This window comes from Orenia metallireducens (assembly GCF_001693735.1).
GTDB classification, from domain to species: Bacteria; Bacillota; Halanaerobiia; order Halobacteroidales; family Halobacteroidaceae; genus Orenia; species Orenia metallireducens.
Map to the genome: position 1 here is coordinate 448,222 of NZ_LWDV01000010.1, position 24,383 is coordinate 472,604.

The window sequence follows — 24,383 nt, forward strand, 5'->3', positions numbered from 1 at the left end:
TCAATAAATTCAATAAATGTATACAAAAAATCAATAAAAAGCAGCCTATATATAGACTGCTTTTTTCTCTTTTATTTTAACATAAATTTTAAAATCTCTTTATATATCTTCTGACTACGACTTAGAACATCTTCATCAAGCAGGTTATTTGACTTATCCTCCACTTTCTTAATCAGCTCTCTTCTCAATCTATCTACTTTCTTTATACCATTATCATTTACAGATACCACCCTTCAAAGACAATAGTATTTATTACCAACAATAACATAGATAGAATTCTCATTCAAATTTATGTAATCAAATAGGTGTTTTTCCAGAAAGATACCTATTTAAGAAAAAGTAAAAAGCAGAGAAAACTCTCCGCTTAAAATATTATATCTGCTTTAAATAACCTTCAATAAATTTATCTAAATCTCCATCCATCACATCATTGATCCTACCTGTTTCTACATTAGTTCGGTGATCTTTAACCATCTGATAAGGATGGAAAACATAAGAACGAATCTGACTCCCCCAAGCAATCTCTTTATACTCGCCACGAATCTCATCTAGCTTTTCAGCTTCCTTCTCCTGCATATACTCAAATAACTTAGATTTGAGAATCTTCATAGCACTCTCTTTATTTTTGTGCTGAGAACGTTCATTTTGACATTGAGCTACAATCCCTGTAGGAATATGGGTAATTCTTACAGCAGAATCAGTAGTATTAACATGCTGCCCCCCTGCACCACTAGCTCGATATGTATCTATCTTCAAATCACTAGGGTCAATTTCAATCTCAATCTCATCATCAATCTCAGGCATAATATCCACAGAAGCAAAGGAAGTATGCCGCCTTCCTGAAGCATCAAAAGGAGATATTCTTACTAGACGATGAACCCCTTTTTCAGCCTTTAGATATCCATAAGCATAAGGACCTGTTATCTGTAAAGTTACACTCTTAATTCCAGCTTCATCACCAGCCATAAATTCCAAAGTCTGTACCTTGTATCCATGCTGTTCTGCCCAACGAGTATACATCCTTAGTAACATCTCAGCCCAATCTTGAGACTCAGTTCCTCCAGCTCCTGGATTGATAGATAATAAGGCATTGTTCTCATCATATTCACCAGATAATAGGGTCTTTAGTTCTAATTGTTCCCAATCCTTCTCCAACCTTTCAACCCTCTTTTGAACCTCTTTAATTACACCTTTATCATCCTCTTCTACAGCTAACTCTAATAATAGGATTAGCTCTTCACTCTCATTATTGAGTTGATCAAATTCACCTATTTTCCCTTTAATACCACTTAATCTCTGAGCTACCTTCTGGGCATTGTCACTATCATTCCAAAAGTTAGGGTTAGCCATCTCACCTTCTAGCTCACCTTTCTTAGCAACTAAAGCATCATAGTCAAAGAGACTCCCTCAAATCTGCTATTTTTTCTGTAATGACTTCTAATCTAGAGTTTAATTCATTTTCCAACATCAAACCACTTCCTTTTCTTATATAGTACAAGTATGAAAAACCTAAAAAATAAAGAATTTATTCGTTACTTTTTACTTATTTATACAACATTTCTTATACTTCTTCCCACTTCCACAAAGACAAGGATCATTTCTACCTGGTTCTTCACCTTTAACAATCGGCTTTAACTTAACCTCTCCTTCTTGTTGACCTTGACCTTGAACAGGTGGGCGCACAGTATCATAAGCCGTTGTTAAGGGTCCATGGCCATAATTAAAGCTTCTATTATCCTCTATACTATCATTTCTTACCACTTCAATAGCAAATAAATACTTAATAATATCCTCTCTAATCCAAGAACTCATCTGCTTAAACATCTCAAAACTTTCAAATTTATATTCAATTAAAGGATCTCTCTGTCCATAGGCTCTTAGACCAATCCCTTGGCGTAAGTCATCTATTGCATGAAGATGATCCATCCATTTTTGGTCAATAATCTTAAGCATAACTACCTTCTCTAACTCTTCCATCCCATCATTACCTAGCTCTGCTCTTCTTGCTTGATAAGCAGTGGTGAATTTATTGAATAACTCATCTTTAATCTCTTCTCTACTCAATCTTTCTAATTCCTCTTTAGATAAGTCTAAACCTTTTAACTGATTAGCTAAATAATTGACCAAACCTTCTAAGTCCCATTCATCAGGATGTACTTTATCATTTATATAAATATCTAAGCTTTCATCTAACCATTGCTCTGCCATCCCAAAGATTATCTCTTCTAAGTCTTCTCCTTCTAAAACCTTTCGCCGTTGATTATAGATAACCTGTCTCTGTTTATTTAGTACATCATCATACTCTAAGATACTCTTTCTAATTTCAAAGTTACGGGATTCTACTCTATTTTGAGCATTAGCGATAGATTTGGTAATTAAATTATGCTCAATAGGTTGATCATCTTCTAACCCTAAAGTATTCATCACCCCTGCAATTCTATCAGAACCGAATAATCTCATCAAATCATCTTCTAATGATACATAAAAACGGGAAGAACCTGGGTCTCCCTGTCTTCCAGAACGCCCTCTTAACTGATTATCAATCCGTCTACTCTCATGGCGTTCTGTACCAACCACATGGAGACCTCCTAATTTATCGACACCATCACCTAAAACTATATCGGTACCACGACCAGCCATATTAGTAGCAATAGTAATTGCTCCCCGTTGACCAGCTCTTTTAACAATCTCAGCCTCTCGCTCATGGTATTTGGCATTCAATACTTCATGGGGTACATGAGCTTGCTTTAACCTCCTACTTAGTTCTTCGGACTTCTCAATAGAGACAGTTCCAACCAATACCGGTTGCCCCTTCTTATACCTCTCTTTAATATCTGCTACTACAGCATTAAACTTGGCATCTTCAGTCTTATAGATTACATCAGGTAAATCTTCACGGGCTACTGGTTCATTTGTTGGAATAACAACTACTTTTAAATTATAAATCTCTTCAAACTCAGTTTCTTCAGTAGCAGCAGTACCTGTCATACCAGCTAATTTATCATACATTCTAAAATAATTCTGGAAGGTAATACTAGCAAGGGTCTGACTCTCTTTTTGAATCTGTACTCCCTCTTTGGCTTCAATTGCTTGATGAAGACCTTCACTATAACGGCGTCCAGACATTAAGCGACCAGTAAATTCATCAACAATATGAACCTCTCCATCTTTAACGATATAATCTTTATCCCTCTTCATCAATTCTTTTGCTCTTAAGGCTTGATTGATATGGTGTAAATAATCCATATACTGATTGTCATATAAGTTATCAATCCCCAGTACACTCTCCACCTTATCATTTCCCTCATCAGTTAAAGTAATAGAGCTGGCCTTTTCATCTACAGTATAATGCTCCTCGCTATTTAACTTTTTTGCTATTTCAGCAAATTTATAATATAAGGATGGAGATTGTTGTGTAGGTCCAGAAATAATCAATGGGGTGCGAGCCTCATCAATTAAGATACTATCTACCTCATCCACAATACAATAATGTAACTCTCTTTGAACTAAATGTTCATCATCAACAGCCATATTATCTCTCAAGTAATCAAAACCAAATTGATTATTTGTTCCATAGGTAATATCAGCCTGATATGCCTTCTTCCGTTCATCATAATCCATATCCTCTAATACTAGTCCAACTTCTAAACCTAAAAATTCATAAATCTGTCCCATCCACTCACTATCACGCTCTGCCAAATAATCATTTACAGTAATAACATGAACACCTTTTCCTGTTAATGCATTAAGATAAACTGGTAATGTAGCTACCAAAGTCTTACCTTCCCCAGTCTTCATCTCAGCAATCTTTCCTTGGTGTAAAACTATACCCCCAATCAACTGTACATCATAATGGCACATACCAGTAGTTCTCTTGGATGCTTCTCTTACTACAGCAAATGCCTCAGGTAGAATCTGATCTAAAGTCTCCCCTTGTGCTAATCTATCTTTAAATTCGTCAGTCTTTTTCTTTAATTCCACATCTGTTAAAGAGCCAATCTTTCTTTCTAAATTATTAATCTCTTCTACTATCGGCTCTAGCTTTCTTAGCTCCTTCTCATTTGGGTCAGTAAATAGCTTCTTTAAAAGTTTAAACATATATACGTATTCACCTCTCTAAAATAATTTACACAAATCTGAAAATTTTATTATAAGCAACATTTATATTATTTATAATTATTAAATTTAAATCTCAATTTAACTATACACCATTAACCATATACTGTCAACCAACTAAAACCTCTCTCTATTTCATAGTCGCTATTGAAGAAAATAAGAAAAAAGGCTAGCTATTAATAGCTAGCCTTCTTAATTATATACTTATATACTTTAGAACGTTGGTTCAATTAAACCATAATTCCCATCATTTCTTTTATAAACTACATTAACCTCTTCTGTCTTAGCATTAGAGAATACAAAAAAGTCATGGTGTAATAAATCCATCTGCATAACTGCCTCTTCTACATACATAGGTTTGATAGCAAACTTCTTAGTCTTAACAACCTTTACTTCATGTTCTTCCTCATCGGTATTATCTTCTTCTATATTTAAGATATCTTCTTTATTAATTCCTTTTATCTTACGGTTGATCTTTGTTTTATATTTACGGATTTGACCTTCTAATTTTGAAACTACTCCATCTATAGAAGCATACATATCATCACTCTTCTCTTCAGCTCGTAAAATAAGACCGTCTACAAAAAGAGTTACCTCTACAATATGTCGCCCTCTTTCAACTTCTAAAGAAACTTGAGCTTCTATAACATCTTCATATTCAAAATACTTTCTAACCTTACCAATCTTATCTTCAGCATAGTCTCTCAGAGAATCTGTTATTTCTATGTTTTTACCTCTAACAATAAATTTCATTACTAGACCAACTCCTTCCAAGATAATCTGGATAATCTTATATTATATTAATTCTATCTTTAATTGAGATATTCCTTCTTTTTATTCTATTTATTTTTAATTTCCAACAAAAAATTTTACTCATTACCTCCAATTTATTACTATATAAACTCTAATTTAAAATTAAATAACTATATTATAAGTCTTATTTTAGATAAATCACCTTTATTACTTAATATAATTTTCCTTTAATAAATTTACCAAGAGGTTTTAACTATCCTAATCAAGAATTTGAGCATTAAGAACAAGAAGTCTCAATAAACTTAAACAAGGAGTAGAAAAATTGAGAGATTGGAAAATTATATTCATAGTACTTCTTATAATCTTTATGGAAATTATAATTATGGGAGGGTGTCAGATGAAGAAGGATTCAATAGCTAAAATCAGAGTGGCAACCTATAATATCCATCATGGCGTTAATCAAGATGATAAATATAATCTACAAGCGATAGCAGCTACACTTAAAAACTTAAATGCAGATATCATAACATTACAAGAAGTTGATCAGAAGTGGGGGATTAGAAGCAATTATGATGAACAATTAGATATATTAGCTAAGGAACTCAATATGTATTCGACTTTTGCTCCAGCTTTAGCTAAGGGAATTGGTGGGTATGGACTAGGAGTTTTAAGTAGATTCCCTATAACTAATATAGAAGTTAAATATCTATCAGGTAATTTAGAACAGAGAATTCTATTAGCTGTAGATATTGAAATTAATGATATAACTCTTAACATTTATAATACCCATTTAGGCTTATCAACTGAAGATCGCCAATCTCAAATAAAGGATATCTTAGGTTATATAAATATAAAAGAAAAGGATAATCTAAGTCTTTTAATGGGTGATTTCAATGTCAATAAAGATTCTACTGAATTGAAAGCTATAAAGCAAATCTTCTTTGAAGTTGAAGAATTAGCAAACAAAAATATTGGAGAGACCCTAATCAATGAAAATCTTAAAATTGATAATATATACTTATTGACAAAGATGCCTATTAAAAATTTAGGTATCCTCCCTTCAGATGCTTCAGACCATTATCCTGTTTTTGCTGATATATTAATTTTAAAGGATAATTAGATAGTTCAAAAAATACTAAGAACCCCAGATTAATCTGGGGTTACCATAATGCTCTAATTACCTATGTATAGAATTAAAGCTTAACTACATTATCAGCTTGAGGTCCTCTTTCTCCCTCAACAATTTCAAATTCAACAACTTGACCTTCTTCTAAGCTTTTGAATCCTTCTGCTTGGATTGCAGAGAAGTGTACAAATACGTCATCTCCACCTTCTCTTTCAATAAATCCGTAACCTTTTTCATTGTCAAACCATTTTACAGTTCCTTCTAATCTCATTCTTGCATTCCTCCTAAAAATTGCTTGAAAAATTCTAGTGATTTTATCACTTTCCAGCTAAAACTATAACATAATACACAAAAATTGTCAACAATATTGGGCAAAGATTTAGGTTTAGATTGAGTTTAAGCCTAGGCTATTAGACTATATTTATCTTCTAGGCATTTTGAGTTCAAGCTTAAAGTTATACTATATTCATTATAATACCTTAGCCAAAAACTCTTTAGTTCTCTCTTCCTGAGGATTAGTAAATATCTGGTCTGGCTTTCCTTCTTCAACTACTATACCCTGATCCATAAACAACACTCTATCTCCTACCTCACGGGCAAATCCCATCTCATGGGTTACAACCACCATAGTCATACCTTCATTGGCCAAATCCTTCATAACTCCTAATACCTCTCCTACCATCTCTGGGTCCAAAGCAGAAGTAGGCTCGTCAAATAACATTACCTTTGGTTGCATTGCTAAAGCCCTAGCAATAGCAATTCTCTGCTTCTGTCCACCAGATAATTGGCTTGGATAAGCATCAGCTTTATCCTTTAGACCAACCTTCTCTAATAACTCATAAGCTATCTTTTCTGCCTCTTTTTTACTAACCCCTTTAACCTTAATAGGAGCTAAGGTTATGTTATCCAAGACTGTCTTATGAGGAAAGAGATTAAAATGCTGAAATACCATTCCTGTCTCTTGACGAATTAAATCTATATCTGCTTTGGGTGAATTGATCTGTTGACCTTCAATATAGACCTTCCCTGCTGTAATATCCTCTAAAAGGTTTAAGCATCTTAAGAAAGTACTCTTTCCAGAGCCACTAGGTCCGATAACAACAACAACTTCCCCTTGCTTTACTTCTTCATTGATACCTTTTAGAACCTCTAGTTTTCCAAAGCTCTTGTGCAAATCTTCTATCTTAATCACTGACACTTAACCTCCTTTCAGCATAATTAACTACCCTTGTCATAATAAAGGTCATTACAAAGTATAGCACCGCTACTGCTGCAAAGATTAAAAAGGACTCATAGGTTCTACTAATAATTAGTCGCCCTTGTCTAGTTAAATCCTTAACAGCAATTACTGATACTAGAGAGGAATCCTTTAACAAAGCAATAAATTCATTACCTAAAGGTGGAATAACTCTCTTAATAGCCTGTGGTAAGATTACATATTGCATAGCCTGAGGATAACTCATTCCTACTGAACGGGCTGCTTCCATCTGCCCTTTGTCAATAGAGTTGATCCCAGAACGCACTACCTCCCCTACATAAGCACCACTATTTAATCCTAATCCTAAAATAGCAGCCAAATAAGCACTAATATCTATTCCTAAGTTTGGTAATCCAAAGTATAATAAGAATAATTGAACCAATAAGGGAGTCCCTCTGAAGAACTCAATATAAGCCTTAGCAATACCATTAAGTAATTTATTATGAGAAACCCTTGCTAGTCCCAGTAATGTACCTAAAATAATACCGATTACCACAGCAAATGTAGTTAACTCTATAGTCATAAAAGCCCCTTTAAGCAAAAAAGGCAATGACTCTTTTAAAATCTCTATCTTATCAGCTAGCAATCCTTACACATCCTTTCTCTCTTATTTTCGCTCATTAGTTAAACCATTTAGCATAAATCTCATCATAAATACCTTTGTCTTTGATATTTTTTAAAGCATTATTAATCTCTTCTTCTAATTTATTATCATTCTTTCTAAAGGCAATACCATAATACTCTTCTGTAAAGGATTCCCCAATAATCTTAACTCCTTCTCTTTCTCTTACATAGGTAGCTGTTACAGGCATATCATTAACAACTGCATCGATTCTACCATTTTTTAAATCAATAAATGCCTGTGGAATCTTCTCATATCTAGTAACCTCTATCCCTGACATTTCACTAACCTCTAAGTCTCCAGTTGTACCTAATTGTACTCCAACCTTCTTCCCTTTTAAGTCTGCTACACCTTTAATTTCATTATTAGATGATACTACAGCAATAACTTGGCTTGCATCAAAGTATGGTGAGGAAAAAGAGACTGCTTTCTTTCTCGCTTCAGTAATTGTCATTGCAGCAATTACCATATCAAATTTACCTGTCTTTAAGCTAGGGATTAAGCCATCGAAATCAATATCTTTAATCTCTAACTCTAAATTTAACTCTTCAGCAATTGCTTTAGCTATATCAATATCAAATCCTATTATCTCATCGTTCTCATCATGATATTCAAAAGGTCTATAAGAAGCTTCTGTTCCTATTACTAATTTACCCCTCTCTTTCATCTGATCAAAAGTATTACTCTTCTTATTGTTCCCACATCCAACTATTCCTAAGACTAAAGACATACTTAATAAAGTTAGTAATAATAGCATATTTACTCTTTTCACTTGTTTGTTCCTCCTTGTTATTTTCGTTATAATTATACATCACTCAGTTTATTTATGCAATGCTTTATTAAAATTATTATCAAGTTTGAAATTAAAGTCAAGATTAAAATATTTCTTCATTTAATTTTAAATTCAATCTCAAACTAAAATAAGCAGCAGGATATCCTGCTGCTTATTATTATTCAAACCATTTAGCATAAATTTTATCATAAGTACCTTCTTGCTTTAACTTAGCTAAAGCTTCATTAACTTTCTCCATTAATTCTGTATCTGCTTTTCTAAAAGCAATACCATATTGTTCAACAGTAAGAGCTTCTCCTACTATCTTAACTTCTGGATGCTCTTTGATATAAGCTTTAGTTACTGGTAAGTCATTAACAACTGCAGCTACTTGACCATTTTGTAAAGCAATGAAAGCCTCTGGAATTGTATCAAATCTTTTAATTTCTTTAATGCCCTCCATCTCACTAACCTCTAAATCACCAGTTGTACCTAGTTGTACAGCAATTACCTTACCTTGTAAATCATCAACACTTTTAATATCATTACTATCTTCCATAACCGCGATTACCTGACTTGCATCAAAATATGGATCAGAAAAGTTAACCGCCTTCTTTCTATCTTCTGTAATTGTCATAGCTGACATTATTAAGTCATATTTGTTAGCTTGTAACCCTGGAATGATACCATCAAAAGATGTATTTTGTAAATCCAAATCTATACCTAATTTATCAGCAATAGCCTTCAATACATCTACATCAAATCCAACAATCTCTCCATTTTCATCTTGGAACTCAAAAGGCTTATAAGCCGCATCCATACCAACTACTATTTTCCCTTCTTCTTCAATCTTATCCCATGTAGCTTGTTCATTACCACCAAAAATCCACCATGCTCCTGCTATAGTTGATATAGAAAAAACAAATATCAGAGCTAAAATTAATAAATACCCTTTTTTTCTTAACATCAAATCTCCTCCTATGTTGTTTTATGTTATGTTTTTGTTAATTATAACCTTTTTGTTAGATCCAGTCAAGATTATTTAAAAAATCAACACAAACCTCACATCTACTTTACATGTAAGCCAATTCATAGCAATAACTCTTTTCCAACCATCTTTTTAATAATTATACAAGATAATTAATAAATATGCAAGAGGGATAGAAAATTTATTTATCTTAATATCTTATTTTGGTTAAATTTAATATATTCTAATTAATATTAGTATTATGAAGATTTAAAACTAAGTTATAGATAATAAATAAAGAATCTTGTATTGAGTTTAAATTCAATACAAGATTTCTATAAAGTGTGTATGCAATTAAATCTTTAAATTATAAATACTTTCAAAGTCTTCTCTTAATTTCAGCAATGCTTTATCCTTATTCTTACACTCTAACATTATATCAAAATCTGTATTACTTGTACTTTTAAGTATATCGATAAAATCTTTAAAATCCTTGGGATCGATATTATCAGCATGGCTAGCATAATCATCTTCACTCCTAGGTGTAGAGAAGTGGAACTTTGGCTTGCCATGACCTTCCCAAGTAGCAAATACCCTTGGTAATAGCTCCTCTAACTTTTCATCCTCTGTATGATTACAATTAAAATGGTGAATATCGAAAACAATAGGTATACCCAAATCTTCTGCTATCTCCAATACTTCAGTAGCAGTATAAGATTTATCATCATTCTCTATAATTAGCCTGCTCTTCATATCTTCAGGTAGAGCTTTAAAATTCTTCTTAAATCGACTAATCGCCTTCTCTTTATTACCATAAACACCACCAATGTGTAAGACTACTTTAGTAGTTGTATCCAACCCCATTGCTAATAAGAAATTAGAGTGATATTCTAACTCTTCAATAGATCTCTTAACAACATCCTTTCGATTACTATTTAAGATAGTATATTGACTGGCATGCATACTGACTCTAATATCATTCTCCTTGGCATAATTACCAATCTCTAAAAACTTTTCTTTAAATTTATCAAGATAATCCCAGCCATTGCTAACTTCATGAGTAGCTAAAGGAACAACATTAGAAGAGAAACGATAAAACTTTATATTATGAGCTTTATTAAACTTCAATATCCGTAAGGTATTCTCTAGATTCTCCTTTAATAGTGTGTTAAGCTTAATCTCTTGACCTTCAAGAGATAATTTCTTTAAATGACCTACAGTTGTTCTACGATTAGGTGTGCAATCTTTTAAATTAAGATTAATACAGGCATAACCTAATTCCATCTTAATCAATCCCCTCTTTAAATAATAAAAACCTCCCATTCTTATAGGAGGCTTATCCTTTATAATTATTATTTACTACATTCTGCGCAATAACCAAAAAACTCTGTCCGACGATAAGAAACTTCCCCACCAACACAATTTGCTACTTCTTCCTCCAACTTTTTGTCCATATCTAAATCAACATCCATCACTTGACCACAATCTAAGCAAGTAAAGTGATAATGGTCATCTGAATTAGCATCATAACGACTATAACTACTCCCGTAATTTAATTCAATGATCTCTCCCATCTCTCTTAGGACATTTAAGTTACGATAGATAGTCCCTAAACTAATATTAGGAATCTCTTGCTTTACTTTATCATAAATCCAGTCAGCAGTAGGATGAGATCTAGTAGATTTTAAAACTTCTAATATCTTCTTTCTCTGCTTAGTCATACGCCTCTGGGGACTTTTCATAAGTACTCACCCTTCTATTAAATATTATTTAATTAAATTATAGCAATTATAAAATAAAGTGTCAATGCTAATTAGTAATAATAACTATTGTTAATTTTACTTAAAAAATTCATTGCAGAAAAAGGAATAATAATTATTATCAATAATTATTATTATAAGATAATTATTTTGTACATAATATTCTTATAATATAAAGGAGAGGATAAAAATGAACATTAAATGCCATTCCAAGAACGACCCCAATAAAATTGCTATTATCGGTGCAGGTGGTGTTGGAGCAACTACAGCTTATGCACTGATGATTGAAGGTATTGCTTCTGAAATTACCTTAATTGATATCAATAAAGAGAGAGCCGAAGGAGAAGCAATGGACTTAAATCATGGTGCTTCCTTTGTTAAGCCAGTTGAAGTCTATGCTGGTGATTATTCTGACTGTGCAGAAGCTAATATTATCATTATTACAGCTGGTGCCAATCAACAACCTGATGAGACACGCTTAGATTTAGTTAAAAAAAATACTGAAATCTTCAAAAAGATTATACCAGAGATAACTAAGTATAATCAAGATGCTATTCTATTAGTAGTTACTAATCCAGTAGATATCTTAACTTATGTAACCCTTAAATTATCTGGTTTTCCTAAAGAGAGGGTTATTGGTTCTGGTACTGTATTAGATAGTTCCCGTTTTAGATCGTTAATCAGTAGAAATTGTGGTATTGCAGCTAGTAATGTTCATGGTTATATTATTGGAGAACATGGTGATAGTGAAGTGCCAGTATGGAGCTTAACCAATATTGCTGGAACCAAAATAGATGAATATTGTCCAATCTGTGATACTGATTGTCCTACTAATAATCGTGATGAAATTGCTCATAAGGTTAAAGATGCAGCCTATGAAATAATTAAAAGAAAAGGATCTACCTTTTATGCTGTTGCTTTAGCTGTTGCTAGAATTGTAAGAGCTATAATTAGAGATGAAAATGCTATTTTAACAGTCTCTAGTTTAATGAAAGGACAATACGGTATCGATGATATATGTTTAAGCCTTCCTACTATAGTCAATAACTCAGGAATTGGCAAGGTATTAGACTTACCATTGAATAATGAAGAGAAAGAGAAATTTGTAAATTCAGCAGTTACTTTAAAAGAAACTGCTAAAAGTTTGGATTTATAAGAGGAATTTCAATATTCAATCTAGAAATATATCTAGATAAGTTTCATTTGGCAAGATGAACTAATCTATACTTAAGCTTATTTTAGGAGGTGAGAAATTGTGAAAGAGAAAGTAAAAGAAGTTTTAGACCAAATCAGACCATCTCTACAAGCAGATGGTGGAGATGTTAAATTAGTAGAGGTTACAGAAGACGGAGTTGTAAAACTTGAACTTCAAGGAGCTTGTGCTGGATGCCCAATGTCTCAAATGACTTTAAAAATGGGAATTGAAAAGAACCTTAAGAAGTTTATTCCTGAAGTAAAAGAAGTACAATCAGTATAGTATAATAAGTTAAAAACCTCGGTTTACTAACCGAGGTCTTATCCTTTTTAATATATTTATATCAGAATTAAACTCTGCAATTATATTAATCTTTAAATAGCTATATAAATCCAACCTTACTGATAATGTATATCTGCAAATTCAACCTTTAATTTTTCAACAATTCCTATATTATCATAATTAGTATATGAATTATTCTCTCCGATAATTGTTACATCTAGAATATATATATATAATGAATTCACTCTCTTCACCATACGCACTCTTTACTTCAACCCTTCCTTGATGTAAATTAACAAGGAATTTTACAAGGGATAATCCAACTCCATGACCTAAGCTATTTCTTCCAGATAATATACCTTACTCTACCTGTTCAAAGCGATTAAATATCTTCCTCTGCTCAGTATCTATCATACCAATACCAGTATCTTTAACAGAAATTATAAGCTCACTATCTTTATAGTCGCGATATTTATAGATATTTCATCATCCTTATTAGTAAATTTAATAGCATTAGAAAGCAAATTTAGGATAATTGTTTCGATACTAAAAGGGTCGCAAGCAATCAACTTATAGTCTACTTTCCTACTAAAGTTAAAGACTCTAGTTTGATTTTATATGAATTAGAATCCATCTTAATTAAATCAACCAAGCCATTGACTAATTTCAATAATCTATAGCTATTCTGTTTAATTATCTGTGTATAAGAATTAATTTTTTTCTAANNNTTTATTCTACACTTGGTTATTAACCAAGTTTTTTGTTTTTTGCACATCTCCATATCATTATTAAAAGTTAATTAATAATATAAAAAAGACTAAGGTATTTAAAAAATACCCTAGTCTTTTTTATATTAAGAAAGAACTTCATCTGATAGCATTATACATCATTACTGTCTTATTCCAAAATCATCATTATATAATCTCCTTCTCTAATTTGAGAACTTAGAATAGAACATTCATAAACTAAAATTTCGGGAAATGAATTTATGACTAGATTTAGATTCTTCTTAGCAATCTGGTAATAACCACAGTTTTATAAAATAAAGAGTAAGAGTAAATTCTTACAATAATTTACCATTCCATCAAAATTATCATTCTTTATTTTTAGCATATTCTATTATGCCTATCACTCCTTATTTTCTCTAAACAAACAGTGGAAAGCCGTTTTTCATTAAATATTAGTCAATTATTAAATTTAGAAGATTTGATTAAGATTATTCCTCAAACACATTAGAAAAATTTGATATATTGAATCACCTAATAACTTATAAATTATCAAATTAATAACTCTATGAAACTCTCTCTTGATAACCTTCTAAGTTAGCTGATTGCTTTTCCTTCTCTTCTCTTATTTGAGTCTTTAATAAACTAATCTTTTCACTAGCCTCCATAATCTTATGGGTCAACTCTTCTTTACCTTGATAATTATCAGTGTGTTCATAATCATACTTTAATAGACTTATCACCTCTTGCCAAACATGTAACTCTAATTCTGGTCCTTTTTTCATGTTAAATATCTCTCCTTACTATCTTAATTTATGATAATATTTAACTAAAATTAATCTGATTTAAAGAATTAAAAGTTATTAATATCCTCTATATAATTTCTATAGCTACTATGCAATTTTCTTGTTATTGGACCAATCTTTCCATCATGAATTTTTCTGCCATCAACCTCTATAACACCTAGAACTTCCTTAGTAGTACTGGTAAGAAAAACTTCATCAGCATCATAAAGCTCTTCTACTGTAAAGGTTATCTCTTTAGCCTCAAAATCCTCTTTAGCCAATTCTAAAACTACCTCTCTAGTAATACCACTTAATAGCTTATTAGTAATTGGATGAGTCATAACTACTCCATCTTTAATTATAAATACATTACTACTAGTTCCTTCAATTACAACATTATCAGGTGAAACAAAAAATCCTTCAAATGCTCCTTGATCTTTGGCCTCTTGATTGGCCAAGATATTAGGAAGTAAATTAGTGGTCTTTATATTACAATAACTCCATCTAGTATCTAGAAGAGTTACTGCATTGACACCACTTTGCCATAATTCTTCTGGGAAAGGCTGTGGAGGTAAGAGGTACATAATAATCGTAGGGTCAAGGTCAAGATTAAAGCTATGATTTCTAGGCGAGACCCCACGAGTTACCTGTATATAGAGACTTCCAGATTGATTATCGGTATTCTTATCTATAACCTCTAAGGCTATCTCCTTTAACTCCTCTAAAGTATGTTTAACCTTAAGTCTAATTAAGTCTGCACTACTTAATAACCTCTTAAAATGTTCATCTGCTTTAAATAACTTTCCATTATATAATTTAATAACTTCATAAATCCCATCACCGAATTGAAATCCTCTATCTTCAATGGAGACCTTAGCATTAGATTGTTCTACAAATTGTCCACTTATGTAAGCTACATTATTCATTATTCCCCTCCTTAAGAAAACAATACTATGAAAATAATAGTTATTATAATAACTCCGAAAAACCAGTCTGTCTTAATGCTTCATATAAGACTATACATACTGAATTAGCTAAATTGAGCGATCTAGTCTCTGCTTTCATTGGAATCCTAATACAATTATTAGGATAATCCTCTATAATATTATCAGGTAAACCTGTAGTCTCTCTACCAAATACTAAAAAGTCATCAGCTCCATATTCTATATCTGTATAATGATTCTTAGCATATTTGGTAGAAAAATAAAAATTACTATTGCGATACTTCTCAAATAGCTCTTCTAAACTATCATAATAATGAATATCTAATTTGTCCCAATAGTCTAACCCTGCTCGTTTGACTGTCTTCTCATCAGTTGAAAAACCTAAAGGTCTAATTAGATGTAAGCTTGATCCAGTACAGGCACACGTACGGGCGATATTCCCAGTATTTGGTGGGATTTGTGGTTGATATAAAACTATATTCACGGTCATCCTCCTTAATCTAAAATTATTTCAATCGATTTCATGAAATAAAGCAAATATTATTAAATAATAGTAATTTTACTTATTCTATTATACTGCTACTTATAAAGTCTCATACTTATTATTCTTTATGAAAAAAATTATAATTTAGCAATTATCCTATCTATCTCTTCTTCATTAAATACTTCAATTCCTTCTTTTTTTAGCAATGCTGTAGTAACCCCTGCCCCTACTCTCTTATTTCCAGTAAAACTTCCATCATATATTATTTTACTACCACAAGAGGGACTTTTAGCCTTTAATATTGCTAAAGTACAACCATACTCTTTAATTAAAGACAATGATTCTCTAGCACCTTCAATAAAATTTTTAGTAATATCATTACCTTCTTTATCTATAACCCTTGCAATACCTTCTAACACATCTTCCCCATCACCACCTTGAATCTCAGCAGGTGGTCTAGGAGTACTTAATCCACCAAAAACTTCAGGACAGATACTAATAATCTCTTTATCCTCTAATAATTCTGTTATCCTACGATCATAGTTATTATTACCATTATATCTACAATCCTCACCTAATAAACAAGAACTCACTACTATCATCAACAACTATCCTTTCTTTAACCAATTTTGGGCTTCTTCTATTGTCATAAACTGCTCTATCTCAGCATAATTTTTATATTTTCTTCTCCATAACCTAAATTTAAGCTTATTAATTAACTCTGGCAAAACAATTGAAATTCTATTTATACTTGCCTTCGATAAGTACTGAATAAAGATATCAAATTGACTATCATCTAAATTGACATCTCTTACATCTAATAATAATTTATTATTACCTGCTTTAAATTCCAACAATTCCTTTATTTTTCTACAAATCGCATTCGACTCTGCCTCATCTATTATATCATTTCCAGTTACAACTATAAACTCTTCTTTATTAGTTAATTTATACAATTAAATCTCCCCCTTTCATACTCTTCTTTTATAATATTACAGGAGATTTAATTCTGTGTTTATTAAAAAAATATAATCAACTATTATAATGTTTAGGGGAGATAAAATTATTATAATCTAATGATTCTTAGTCCTTAAATGTAGTGGTAGAATCTCATATTTATCTAATACTATCTTATATCCATAAGCAGCTTGGCTAAACTTCTCTTCAGCTTGATTTAAAGGCATACCCATTAAATTAACATTTTTTAAGTCACCTTCTCCTACTTTAGATCTAATTAATTGGTGGAGATATGACACAGCTTGTTGACGAAAACCTAATAACCTTGCTCCTACTACATCTGTGGCAACAGGATCTGTTCCTGCTACTACTAAATCAGCATTAACAGGCTTACCATGAGAAGGTCCTGTACCTACCATCCCATTATCACCACTTAAAACTGTTAAATCTATAGGAATCAATTTTGCCATAGCAGCTATAAATTCATGTAAGTATTCATGTATTCCCCTATCAGCTTTAGGAAACCCATGTATCTCAGCTGGAGGCCAGGCCAAAGCAATATTCTTTATTCCTAAAGAGACTGTCGCCTCTTCATGGTGCTTTATCTGAGTATAGGATATTAAAAAATCAGTTTCACTCAATACTTTATTTATTTTAATCTTCTTAATAATGGGATGATCAAGTTCAAACTCCTCATAAGGACCATAATTTAAATCAATAAACTCCACCCCTTCATCTTCAATAATCTGTTGATACCCTGTCTTCTTCATTACCTCCTTGGTATCAGCTCCACCAGAACCAGTAGCAACAACTATTCTAGCAGGAGATTTATCTTTAATATATTGAATCAGCTTCCTTAAAGATTCAGGGCCAACTACCGTTCCAGTCTGTGGTGCATTATCATTTACCCAATTTGGGGTAATAGTTACTCTATCCTTGGAAGTAATTACTTTATCTGTAGGTAACATATTCAAAAGCCCTTGAATAACGTCACCTTCAACTCCCTCTCCAATAGCTACATAAGGATCTTTAACCCTACGCTCTCTTAACATATATACATACCTCCTAAAGTGATAGTAAAAAGTAATAAATAAACAGTGACTGGTAAAAATTAAAAAGATTAATATACTATGAATTTACTTTAAAATTCTTCAACTATATCATCAGCTCTAAACAAAATATTTTCTATTTCTACTCTTTACCCATTTTACCATAGTTTATCCATTTTAAAAAAAATAAATTCAAGAACGAAACATATCTCTCGTCCTTGAATAATAAAAATTAATTCCATTCAATCACTCCACAAGCTAACCGTTTTCCAGCATCACCAGCTGGTTGACTACGATAATCATCAGGATTTTGATGAATAATAACAGAACGCCCCACAACATCTTCTACCTCAAACTCATTAGTAAAGACACTCATTCTAGCATACCCATTATTAGAGAATAATACAGGTAAATCTCCTGCATGATCACCATGAGGCTGATTATCAGGTGCATAGTGTCCCCCTGCTGCCTGAAAAGGATCATTAGGGTCTCCTACCTTACAATTACCAAATTTATGGATATGAAAGCCATGGGGACCAATTGGATCTTCTTCATCTGTTGCAGGTCGATATGGAGGCAAACCAGTAACCTCTACAGAAACCTTAGTTCCACCTGCTACTGGAATAAAATAAACTATACCTCTTATCTCTGGAGCTAGAGGACCGCCTTTGATTCTAGCACGAGCTATTCTTCTGAATAAATTTACCATAGATATTCCCTCCCAATTCCTATATAATAGGAGATGTCTTGTTAACACGCTTATAATTATGATATTCATTGAAATCAAAAATGTGCTTAATATCCATATTAAAATTAATATTAAATTTATCCTTGACAGTCGAAACTATTTTAGTTATAATAATAATTGTCGTTGCAAAAAATCTCAACTTATGGACCTGTAGCTCAGTTGGTCAGAGCACTCGGCTCATAACCGATAGGTCGGAGGTTCGAATCCTCCCAGGTCCACCATTAATTCAATAATTATAACTTAGAACTGCCTTTTAGGCAGATTTTTTTATTTTTTGCAGAAAAATCTATTTAAACTACACTAATATATTTAATATCCAATTACAATATAAAATAAAAAACCGAGGAACTAATTCCCCAGTTTAATAGATAAATAATTATTCAACTATTAGAATAATAAACTATAATCCCTCTTAATATCCTTCTGTGCAGACTCACGAATGCTATTTATTAGACTATAATTTTCCTCTATCTTTGCTACTATATTTCCATCTATAGCATTATCTTTAGACATAGAATCTAAAATCATTAATGTTTTATTCTTATCCATCCCTACCCGATAAGGTCTATCTTCAGTAAGTGCTGTGAAGATATCAGCAACTGCTAAAATCCTGCTACCAATAGATAATCTCTTTCCATTGTGCTTAAAGGGATAACCAGTACCATCCAACCGCTCATGATGAAAAGCTGCCCACTCTTTGATATCTTCAAGACCTTCTATTGAATCCAAAGCATGATAGGTGTAAAAGGTATGGCTCTTTATAATATTCATCTCACTGTCAGTCAATCTACCTGGTTTTTCTAATATCTCAGCGGGTACCGCTAACTTACCCAAATCATGTAAATAACCAGCTACCTCCATCTTACTAGCCTTAGTTTGAGCCCATCCTAATAAATTGGCTATCTCCTTAGCTGTAACAGCTACCCCTTTAGAATGTGTTGCTGTAAAGTTACTCCTAAAATCTATAATTTTACTATAAAATTTACTCAAACCTAGTAAATCATTTAGATCTAACTCCAATCCCCAATTCTTAAATAATTTCTTTAAGTCCTTTCTAATTATGTCGGTATTTATAACTGAGAACCAAAAATCCTCTTTATATGACAACCTTTCAAAGACTTTAACTAAATCTGAGTGGAGCATATTCCCAGAATAATCTTTAATAATCTTTACTATGTGATTCCTTTGATCTAATATATTCTCATTTTTATTAATTAAAATTGCTACTCTATCCGCTAAATGAAGTAAATGGCTGGATAAAGGCACATCTTTGTCCTTAAATTTATCCCCTTTACCATAGTTCCATTCCAAATGGTGATACCTGATTATAGGTGTTAAATTAGCAAAGTAATCAAAAGTACTTACCAAGTAAGCCCCAGCCTCAGCATGCTCAAACCCATTTTTAGTCTCAAAAGTTAACGTCTCTAATCTACGCTTAATCGAAAAAGCACCAATATCATGGATAGCTGCTGATAAGATTAGATCTTTCTGTTGATTATCTTCTAAGCCTAGCTCTTTGGCTAATCTAAAACTTATGTAAGCAACTTGCTCATGATGACTATTTAAATTGGTATCAATCATATCTGTAATATGAGAGATACTAAACAGTAATTCATATAAAGAAATATTGATTTTTTTTATCAATTTCATTCACTCCAGATAAGCTTCTTTTTTCATTACTCTGTTACAGTATAGCACTTTAAGATTAAAGATACAATACTAACTACCTCTACTAGCCAAATTTCAATGTAAAGATTATCTATTAAAATGTAAAAACAAGAAGCTAAGTTAGAAATGCAGTATAAGATTCAAAAATAAACTCATCATATAAATAGAATATATTATAAAGGAGCTTATAAATGAAAGCAGTTACTTATCAAGGTATTAAAGATGTGAAGGTCAAAGAGGTTCCTAACGCTAAGCTTGAAAAGGATGACGATATTCTTATTAGACTAACTAGTACGGCAATCTGTGGTTCTGATTTACACCTTATTCATGGATTTATCCCAAATACACCTGAAGATTTTATTATTGGTCATGAACCAATGGGAATTGTAGAAGAGGTTGGTCCTGATGTACAGAAGGTTAAAAAAGGTGATAGAGTAATTATCCCTTTTAATATCTCCTGTGGACATTGCTATTATTGTGAACATGGTCTAGAAAGCCAGTGTGATAACTCTAATCCCCATGGCGAGATTGGAGCTTATTTTGGTTACTCAGAAACCTTTGGTGGCTATGCAGGGGGACAAGCAGAGTTACTTAGAGTTCCTTATGGTAATTCAACCCCTTTTGTTATACCAGAGGATGCTGAGCTAGAAGATGAAAAACTATTATTTTTATCAGATATCATCCCTACTGCTTATTGGGGAGTGGATAATGGGGGAGTTAAAGAAGGTGACACAGTTGTAGTCTTAGGCTGTGGTCCTGTTGGGCTATTGACTCAGAAATTTGCTTGGTTAAAAGGAGCGAAAAGAGTTATAGCTGTAGATTATATCAGCTATCGCTTAGACCATGCTAAAAGGACTAATAATGTTGAAATCTTTGATTTTACTAAATACGAGAACATGGGAAGCCATATCAAAGAGATTACCCATGGGGGAGCCGATGTTGTAATTGATTGTGTAGGGCTTGATGGAAAGATGACAACACTAGAGATGGTTAAATCAGCCCTAAAGATTCAAGGGGGTACGTTAAGTCCAATCTTAATTGCTAGTCAAGCAGTCCGTAAAGGTGGCACAATCCAATTAGTTGGTGTTTATGCTAGTAGATATAACGCCTTTCCTTTAGGAGATTTATTTGCTAGAAATATTACTTTAAAAATGGGACAAGCTCCTGTAATTCATTATATGCCAGAGCTTTATCAGATGATTAAAGAAGGAAAATTTGATCCTACAGATATTATCACCCATAAGATACCTTTAGCAGAAGCTGAATATGGTTATGAGATTTTTGATCAAAAACAAGATGAATGTATTAAAGTAATATTGCAGCCTTAATCAAAATAAAATAATGAGTGTTGAGTGATAAGTAACTAGTATAAACTTTATATACTGTTCACTCTTCACTTATTATTACCTCTTATATTTATTATATTTTCTCTGTTTATAACAATAAACATCAAAGGGGTGCCATAACAAGTTAAAGAACATATGTGCTATCATAGCTGCCATCAATCCTCTCCACCAGAATAGTACTCCAAAAATTAGAGATGCTATAATATTAGAAAAAAAAACTAATCCTATAAAGGCTTTAGTTATTTCACAACCTTTTCTAAAGTATATTAATAATCTTACTAGCCCTGACATTACTCCTAGAATAGCTATAGCAATCAAACGTATATAATTATTTATACTCCCTAAATAAATATTAAATAGCCAAATAATTAAACTTAACAGCCCCCATCTCATTATAATCTCTGCTATCATTCCATCATAAATTATTCTCCCAGATAAGTATCTCTTCATTCGCAAATCTTCCATAGTAGCTATACTCTCTTTATTAACCTTTAATCTAAGAAATATGTAATAAAAATATATAAAGACTATTGCTCCTATAATTCCAAAGAGAGAAGCATAAAATAATTCTATTTTTAATACCTGCCATAAATTCTCCTTCTTTATTATAGCAATAAAAACTGGTGCATTAGATTTAATAATAGGATGTAACAATACACCTATTGCTGTAAAGATACTAACTATAAGTATATTCTTTAGAATAGAATATATAGTTGAAAAGAAGCTAATTAAAAACCTCTTTAGCCAAGAACCTTGGCTATCTACTGGTTCCCCTCTTAAAAATACTGGTGTATTAATAAGAATTCCTGGAATAGATATAAATAAAATACTCAAAAATAAATACCAATTAAACATAATATTCCCCTTTCAACTAAAATAATTAAAATTTATAAATAAAATTCAAAATATTATAAGAAATTAGTTAAAAATAAAATTATAATTAATTATGAAGTCATACCTTCACTCTTCATATATACTTAAAAGAATAAAATATTAAAACTAAATATAAATATTTCTAAAAATAAAAGTCCTCTTACATCATTAAGAACACTAAAATCAATAAATGAATTAAATTTTCTACTTCATTCTTTTTAACTTCAGTGCATATACTATTATAATGGCAAGTAAGAAAGGTGGTGAAAAGATGTATCATAAACCCTATTACTTGAGTAACCAAGATGAAACTAAGGCTTATATTAGAATTCTTCATGCTTCTCCTAATGCTCCTGCTGTAGACATTTATGCTAATAATGATTTAATTGCAGAAAATTTGAAGTATGGAGAATTTACTGACTATATATCAGTGATGACAGGTCGTTACAACATTAAAGTATATCCTGCTAATAAAAAGCAGGACCCTATTATAGATACTTCTCTTAATGTCATATCTAATACTATTACTACTGTAGCTGTTATAGGAGAATTTCCTAATATCAGCTTGCTTCCAATTGAGGACCCCCGTATCCCTATCCGCCCTAATAGAGCATATATTAGAGTAGTTCACCTATCTCCCAATGCCCCTAATATAAATGTTAGCCAAGAAAATGATATGCTCTTATTTAAAAGTGTTGCCTATAAAGAAGCAACCGATTACCTATCTTTACGGCCAGTAACCTATAACTTCAAAGTAAAACCTATAGGAAGTAATAAGACCATTCTATATGTCCCTAATGCAAAGCTGACAAGAGATCGTTTCTATACACTATATATCATCGGCTTAGTAGGAGATACTCCACCATTACAAATGCTAATTCCTTTGGATGGAAATTCCTATCTAAATTTTTAATTACTAGTTATCTTAATATTGATAGAAATAACAGGTGATAAACTAAGCTATTTACTGGTTACTAAAGTATCTGATGCACTATTCCATTAATTTTTATATTAGCAGAGATAAATTTAATGGTAATATAAAGAAAGCTCCAAACTGAGAATTTATCTCAATTTGGAGCTTTCTTTATAGCTTCTATTCATCTAAGTAGGTTCCTACAATTTCCCCAAAATAGAGTATGTGATAATCTTTTTGAGGATACCACTTTTTATCATATTCAACATTTAATTCATCGGGATTCATTACCTGTTTAAACTTAATCTTGCATTCGTAATGAAGATCACAACCTTTAATAATGGGAGTATCAACCTCTTGACCTGCTTGAATTGATAGATCACATTCCTCAAATTTATCATAATCTTTCCCTGATTTAGTTCCACAGAACTTTAGTTCTTCTTTAAGTTGATCTTTCAGCGGGATACTTACAGTAAATTCATCACTCTTCTCTATTAGCTTATATGTATAGCGAGAATCCCTAACCATTACCATAAAGACTGGTTTTCCCCAACAATAACCGATGCTTCCCCAACCAATAGTCATAGTGTTGACCTTATCACCAGTTTTCACTGTCAAAAAGGCTCCTTTACTTAAAGCCTCGGTAGCTTCTTGGATATACTCATCATAAGCAATCTTCTTCAAAATAACCCCTCCAATCTATTACCGGTTATTAAATATATATTCTTTAAAAGTAACCTTATTCTTTCATTTCTGATAACTGCTTCCCAGCAACTCCAACATTCTCGGCTGGATTCTCTTTAATCAAAACAGAAAAAGCTCTCTCTGGTATCTCAGTAATCTCACTTGCCTTGTTAGTAAATTCAGCAATCAACTTTGCTTTCTGTTCTTTAGTTAACTCTGGTCCCTCCATAGTGATAATTGGCATACTTAATCATCCTTTCTTTCTTATATATAATTAACTTTATTATATCAATTTATTTCTGATTATTAAAATACAATTATAATTTAGATAGATATTACGTCACTTTTAAATCTCA

At 31.9% G+C, this 24,383-nt stretch carries 29 protein-coding genes and 1 tRNA gene; 6 read left to right on the forward strand and 24 right to left on the reverse strand.

Annotation, left to right across the window (positions count from 1 at the left end; genetic code table 11):
• Nucleotides 1-71: 71 nt before the first annotated feature.
• From U472_RS16595 to hpf, 4 genes are all read right to left on the reverse strand, one after another.
• The gene (locus U472_RS16595; protein WP_141677999.1) at nt 72-230 is read right to left on the reverse strand and encodes a Spo0E family sporulation regulatory protein-aspartic acid phosphatase; all 159 of its coding nucleotides are present in this window, start codon (nt 228-230) and stop codon (nt 72-74) included.
• A gap of 142 nt (nt 231-372) precedes the next feature.
• A protein-coding gene (prfB, locus tag U472_RS14150; protein ID WP_245684822.1) for a peptide chain release factor 2 occupies nt 373-1,468 on the reverse strand; the annotation gives its coding sequence in 2 pieces (ribosomal slippage) (nt 373-1,395 and nt 1,397-1,468; 1,095 coding nt in all).
• A gap of 71 nt (nt 1,469-1,539) precedes the next feature.
• Nucleotides 1,540-4,098: a preprotein translocase subunit SecA gene (secA, locus tag U472_RS14155; RefSeq protein WP_068719397.1), complete on the reverse strand. Its 2,559-nt coding sequence runs from the start codon at nt 4,096-4,098 to the stop codon at nt 1,540-1,542.
• A gap of 231 nt (nt 4,099-4,329) precedes the next feature.
• Nucleotides 4,330-4,869, reverse strand: coding sequence for a ribosome hibernation-promoting factor, HPF/YfiA family (gene hpf / locus U472_RS14160; protein ID WP_068719398.1), 540 nt, complete (start codon nt 4,867-4,869; stop codon nt 4,330-4,332).
• 397 nt (nt 4,870-5,266) lie between these two features.
• Here hpf and U472_RS14165 point away from each other — a divergent pair, with 397 nt between their 5' ends.
• Entirely contained in the window at nt 5,267-5,989 is a 723-nt protein-coding gene (locus U472_RS14165) for an endonuclease/exonuclease/phosphatase family protein (RefSeq protein ID WP_068719399.1), read from the forward strand.
• A 73-nt stretch (nt 5,990-6,062) separates the two neighbouring features.
• Here the strand turns inward: U472_RS14165 and U472_RS14170 are convergent, their stop codons facing one another.
• The 7 genes from U472_RS14170 to U472_RS14200 form a co-directional block, all read right to left on the reverse strand.
• Complete coding sequence (locus tag U472_RS14170; protein ID WP_068719400.1) at nt 6,063-6,266, reverse strand: cold-shock protein; 204 nt, start codon at nt 6,264-6,266, stop codon at nt 6,063-6,065.
• 198 nt (nt 6,267-6,464) lie between these two features.
• Entirely contained in the window at nt 6,465-7,187 is a 723-nt protein-coding gene (locus tag U472_RS14175; protein ID WP_068719401.1) for an amino acid ABC transporter ATP-binding protein, read from the reverse strand.
• The gene (gene ehuC / locus U472_RS14180) at nt 7,180-7,839 is read right to left on the reverse strand and encodes an ectoine/hydroxyectoine ABC transporter permease subunit EhuC (protein WP_083189930.1); all 660 of its coding nucleotides are present in this window, start codon (nt 7,837-7,839) and stop codon (nt 7,180-7,182) included. The genes U472_RS14175 and ehuC overlap by 8 nt, the downstream gene beginning before the upstream one ends.
• 34 nt (nt 7,840-7,873) lie before the next feature.
• The gene (locus U472_RS14185; RefSeq protein ID WP_068719807.1) at nt 7,874-8,632 is read right to left on the reverse strand and encodes a basic amino acid ABC transporter substrate-binding protein; all 759 of its coding nucleotides are present in this window, start codon (nt 8,630-8,632) and stop codon (nt 7,874-7,876) included.
• Nucleotides 8,633-8,825: 193 nt separating this feature from the next.
• A complete protein-coding gene (locus tag U472_RS14190) occupies nt 8,826-9,614 on the reverse strand; it encodes a basic amino acid ABC transporter substrate-binding protein (protein ID WP_068719402.1) in 789 nt (262 codons plus the stop codon).
• Between the two features lie 354 nt (nt 9,615-9,968).
• Complete coding sequence (gene uvsE / locus U472_RS14195; protein WP_083189932.1) at nt 9,969-10,898, reverse strand: UV DNA damage repair endonuclease UvsE; 930 nt, start codon at nt 10,896-10,898, stop codon at nt 9,969-9,971.
• A 68-nt stretch (nt 10,899-10,966) separates the two neighbouring features.
• Nucleotides 10,967-11,356 carry a Fur family transcriptional regulator gene (locus U472_RS14200; RefSeq protein WP_068719403.1) on the reverse strand — a complete coding sequence of 130 codons (390 nt, stop codon included), beginning with the start codon at nt 11,354-11,356 and terminating at the stop codon, nt 10,967-10,969.
• Between the two features lie 208 nt (nt 11,357-11,564).
• Between U472_RS14200 and U472_RS14205 the strand changes: the two genes are divergently transcribed.
• Nucleotides 11,565-12,530, forward strand: a complete 966-nt coding sequence (locus tag U472_RS14205) for an L-lactate dehydrogenase (protein ID WP_068719404.1) — start codon at nt 11,565-11,567, stop codon at nt 12,528-12,530.
• Between the two features lie 99 nt (nt 12,531-12,629).
• Nucleotides 12,630-12,851 carry a NifU family protein gene (locus U472_RS14210; RefSeq protein WP_068719405.1) on the forward strand — a complete coding sequence of 74 codons (222 nt, stop codon included), beginning with the start codon at nt 12,630-12,632 and terminating at the stop codon, nt 12,849-12,851.
• Between the two features lie 116 nt (nt 12,852-12,967).
• Here U472_RS14210 and U472_RS16925 read toward each other — a convergent pair whose 3' ends face one another.
• The 9 genes from U472_RS16925 to U472_RS14245 all read right to left on the reverse strand — a co-directional run bounded on the left by U472_RS16925 (nt 12,968) and on the right by U472_RS14245 (nt 18,504).
• Nucleotides 12,968-13,105 carry a hypothetical protein gene (locus U472_RS16925; RefSeq protein ID WP_176714186.1) on the reverse strand — a complete coding sequence of 46 codons (138 nt, stop codon included), beginning with the start codon at nt 13,103-13,105 and terminating at the stop codon, nt 12,968-12,970.
• A complete protein-coding gene (locus tag U472_RS17770; protein ID WP_141678014.1) occupies nt 13,044-13,208 on the reverse strand; it encodes an ATP-binding protein in 165 nt (54 codons plus the stop codon). Before U472_RS17770 ends, U472_RS16925 begins: the two co-directional genes overlap by 62 nt.
• A 934-nt stretch (nt 13,209-14,142) precedes the next feature.
• On the reverse strand, nt 14,143-14,361 hold the full coding sequence (locus U472_RS14215) for a hypothetical protein (protein ID WP_068719406.1): 219 nt from the start codon (nt 14,359-14,361) through the stop codon (nt 14,143-14,145).
• A gap of 68 nt (nt 14,362-14,429) precedes the next feature.
• Nucleotides 14,430-15,287, reverse strand: coding sequence for a D-amino-acid transaminase (gene dat / locus U472_RS14220; RefSeq protein ID WP_068719407.1), 858 nt, complete (start codon nt 15,285-15,287; stop codon nt 14,430-14,432).
• Between the two features lie 43 nt (nt 15,288-15,330).
• The gene (gene trmL, locus U472_RS14225) at nt 15,331-15,795 is read right to left on the reverse strand and encodes a tRNA (uridine(34)/cytosine(34)/5-carboxymethylaminomethyluridine(34)-2'-O)-methyltransferase TrmL (RefSeq protein ID WP_068719408.1); all 465 of its coding nucleotides are present in this window, start codon (nt 15,793-15,795) and stop codon (nt 15,331-15,333) included.
• 131 nt (nt 15,796-15,926) lie between these two features.
• Nucleotides 15,927-16,391 carry a 2-thiouracil desulfurase family protein gene (locus U472_RS14230; protein WP_068719409.1) on the reverse strand — a complete coding sequence of 155 codons (465 nt, stop codon included), beginning with the start codon at nt 16,389-16,391 and terminating at the stop codon, nt 15,927-15,929.
• 6 nt (nt 16,392-16,397) lie between these two features.
• Nucleotides 16,398-16,745, reverse strand: coding sequence for a hypothetical protein (locus U472_RS14235; protein ID WP_068719410.1), 348 nt, complete (start codon nt 16,743-16,745; stop codon nt 16,398-16,400).
• A gap of 117 nt (nt 16,746-16,862) precedes the next feature.
• Nucleotides 16,863-17,798: a DUF362 domain-containing protein gene (locus U472_RS14240; protein ID WP_068719411.1), complete on the reverse strand. Its 936-nt coding sequence runs from the start codon at nt 17,796-17,798 to the stop codon at nt 16,863-16,865.
• A 229-nt stretch (nt 17,799-18,027) separates the two neighbouring features.
• Complete coding sequence (locus U472_RS14245; protein ID WP_068719412.1) at nt 18,028-18,504, reverse strand: superoxide dismutase family protein; 477 nt, start codon at nt 18,502-18,504, stop codon at nt 18,028-18,030.
• Nucleotides 18,505-18,687: 183 nt separating this feature from the next.
• Between U472_RS14245 and U472_RS14250 the strand changes: the two genes are divergently transcribed.
• Nucleotides 18,688-18,764: transfer RNA gene (locus tag U472_RS14250), tRNA-Ile, on the forward strand.
• A gap of 166 nt (nt 18,765-18,930) precedes the next feature.
• Here U472_RS14250 and U472_RS14255 read toward each other — a convergent pair.
• The gene (locus U472_RS14255; protein ID WP_068719413.1) at nt 18,931-20,193 is read right to left on the reverse strand and encodes an HD-GYP domain-containing protein; all 1,263 of its coding nucleotides are present in this window, start codon (nt 20,191-20,193) and stop codon (nt 18,931-18,933) included.
• Nucleotides 20,194-20,402: 209 nt separating this feature from the next.
• Between U472_RS14255 and U472_RS14260 the strand changes: the two genes are divergently transcribed.
• Nucleotides 20,403-21,539, forward strand: a complete 1,137-nt coding sequence (locus U472_RS14260) for a zinc-dependent alcohol dehydrogenase (RefSeq protein ID WP_068719414.1) — start codon at nt 20,403-20,405, stop codon at nt 21,537-21,539.
• A 75-nt stretch (nt 21,540-21,614) separates the two neighbouring features.
• On the opposite strand, the gene U472_RS14265 is transcribed toward U472_RS14260, so the two are convergent.
• Entirely contained in the window at nt 21,615-22,412 is a 798-nt protein-coding gene (locus U472_RS14265) for a hypothetical protein (protein WP_068719415.1), read from the reverse strand.
• Nucleotides 22,413-22,701: 289 nt separating this feature from the next.
• On the opposite strand from U472_RS14265, the gene U472_RS14270 reads away from it, so the two are divergent.
• On the forward strand, nt 22,702-23,343 hold the full coding sequence (locus tag U472_RS14270) for a DUF4397 domain-containing protein (protein WP_068719416.1): 642 nt from the start codon (nt 22,702-22,704) through the stop codon (nt 23,341-23,343).
• Nucleotides 23,344-23,523: 180 nt separating this feature from the next.
• On the opposite strand, the gene U472_RS14275 is transcribed toward U472_RS14270, so the two are convergent.
• Together U472_RS14275 and dmpI are read right to left on the reverse strand one after the other, a co-directional pair.
• On the reverse strand, nt 23,524-24,027 hold the full coding sequence (locus U472_RS14275; protein WP_068719417.1) for a flavin reductase family protein: 504 nt from the start codon (nt 24,025-24,027) through the stop codon (nt 23,524-23,526).
• A gap of 55 nt (nt 24,028-24,082) precedes the next feature.
• Entirely contained in the window at nt 24,083-24,271 is a 189-nt protein-coding gene (dmpI, locus tag U472_RS14280) for a 4-oxalocrotonate tautomerase DmpI (protein ID WP_068719418.1), read from the reverse strand.
• Between the last annotated feature and the right edge of the window lie 112 nt (nt 24,272-24,383).

Coding starts and splice junctions, on each gene's coding strand:
- U472_RS14260 (WP_068719414.1), top strand. CDS start 20,403: ATGAAAGCAGTTACTTATCAAGGTATTAAAGATGTGAAGGTCAAAGAG.
- U472_RS14245 (WP_068719412.1), bottom strand. CDS start 18,504: ATGGTAAATTTATTCAGAAGAATAGCTCGTGCTAGAATCAAAGGCGGT.
- U472_RS14215 (WP_068719406.1), bottom strand. CDS start 14,361: ATGAAAAAAGGACCAGAATTAGAGTTACATGTTTGGCAAGAGGTGATA.
- U472_RS14240 (WP_068719411.1), bottom strand. CDS start 17,798: ATGTTAAGAGAGCGTAGGGTTAAAGATCCTTATGTAGCTATTGGAGAG.
- U472_RS14270 (WP_068719416.1), top strand. CDS start 22,702: ATGTATCATAAACCCTATTACTTGAGTAACCAAGATGAAACTAAGGCT.
- uvsE (WP_083189932.1), bottom strand. CDS start 10,898: ATGGAATTAGGTTATGCCTGTATTAATCTTAATTTAAAAGATTGCACA.
- U472_RS14205 (WP_068719404.1), top strand. CDS start 11,565: ATGAACATTAAATGCCATTCCAAGAACGACCCCAATAAAATTGCTATT.
- U472_RS14165 (WP_068719399.1), top strand. CDS start 5,267: ATGAAGAAGGATTCAATAGCTAAAATCAGAGTGGCAACCTATAATATC.
- U472_RS14185 (WP_068719807.1), bottom strand. CDS start 8,632: ATGCTATTATTACTAACTTTATTAAGTATGTCTTTAGTCTTAGGAATA.
- dmpI (WP_068719418.1), bottom strand. CDS start 24,271: ATGCCAATTATCACTATGGAGGGACCAGAGTTAACTAAAGAACAGAAA.
- U472_RS14265 (WP_068719415.1), bottom strand. CDS start 22,412: ATGTTTAATTGGTATTTATTTTTGAGTATTTTATTTATATCTATTCCA.
- secA (WP_068719397.1), bottom strand. CDS start 4,098: ATGTTTAAACTTTTAAAGAAGCTATTTACTGACCCAAATGAGAAGGAG.
- U472_RS14170 (WP_068719400.1), bottom strand. CDS start 6,266: ATGAGATTAGAAGGAACTGTAAAATGGTTTGACAATGAAAAAGGTTAC.
- dat (WP_068719407.1), bottom strand. CDS start 15,287: ATGAATAATGTAGCTTACATAAGTGGACAATTTGTAGAACAATCTAAT.
- U472_RS14200 (WP_068719403.1), bottom strand. CDS start 11,356: ATGAAAAGTCCCCAGAGGCGTATGACTAAGCAGAGAAAGAAGATATTA.
- U472_RS14230 (WP_068719409.1), bottom strand. CDS start 16,391: ATGATAGTAGTGAGTTCTTGTTTATTAGGTGAGGATTGTAGATATAAT.
- U472_RS14190 (WP_068719402.1), bottom strand. CDS start 9,614: ATGTTAAGAAAAAAAGGGTATTTATTAATTTTAGCTCTGATATTTGTT.
- trmL (WP_068719408.1), bottom strand. CDS start 15,795: ATGACCGTGAATATAGTTTTATATCAACCACAAATCCCACCAAATACT.
- hpf (WP_068719398.1), bottom strand. CDS start 4,869: ATGAAATTTATTGTTAGAGGTAAAAACATAGAAATAACAGATTCTCTG.
- U472_RS14255 (WP_068719413.1), bottom strand. CDS start 20,193: ATGAAATTGATAAAAAAAATCAATATTTCTTTATATGAATTACTGTTT.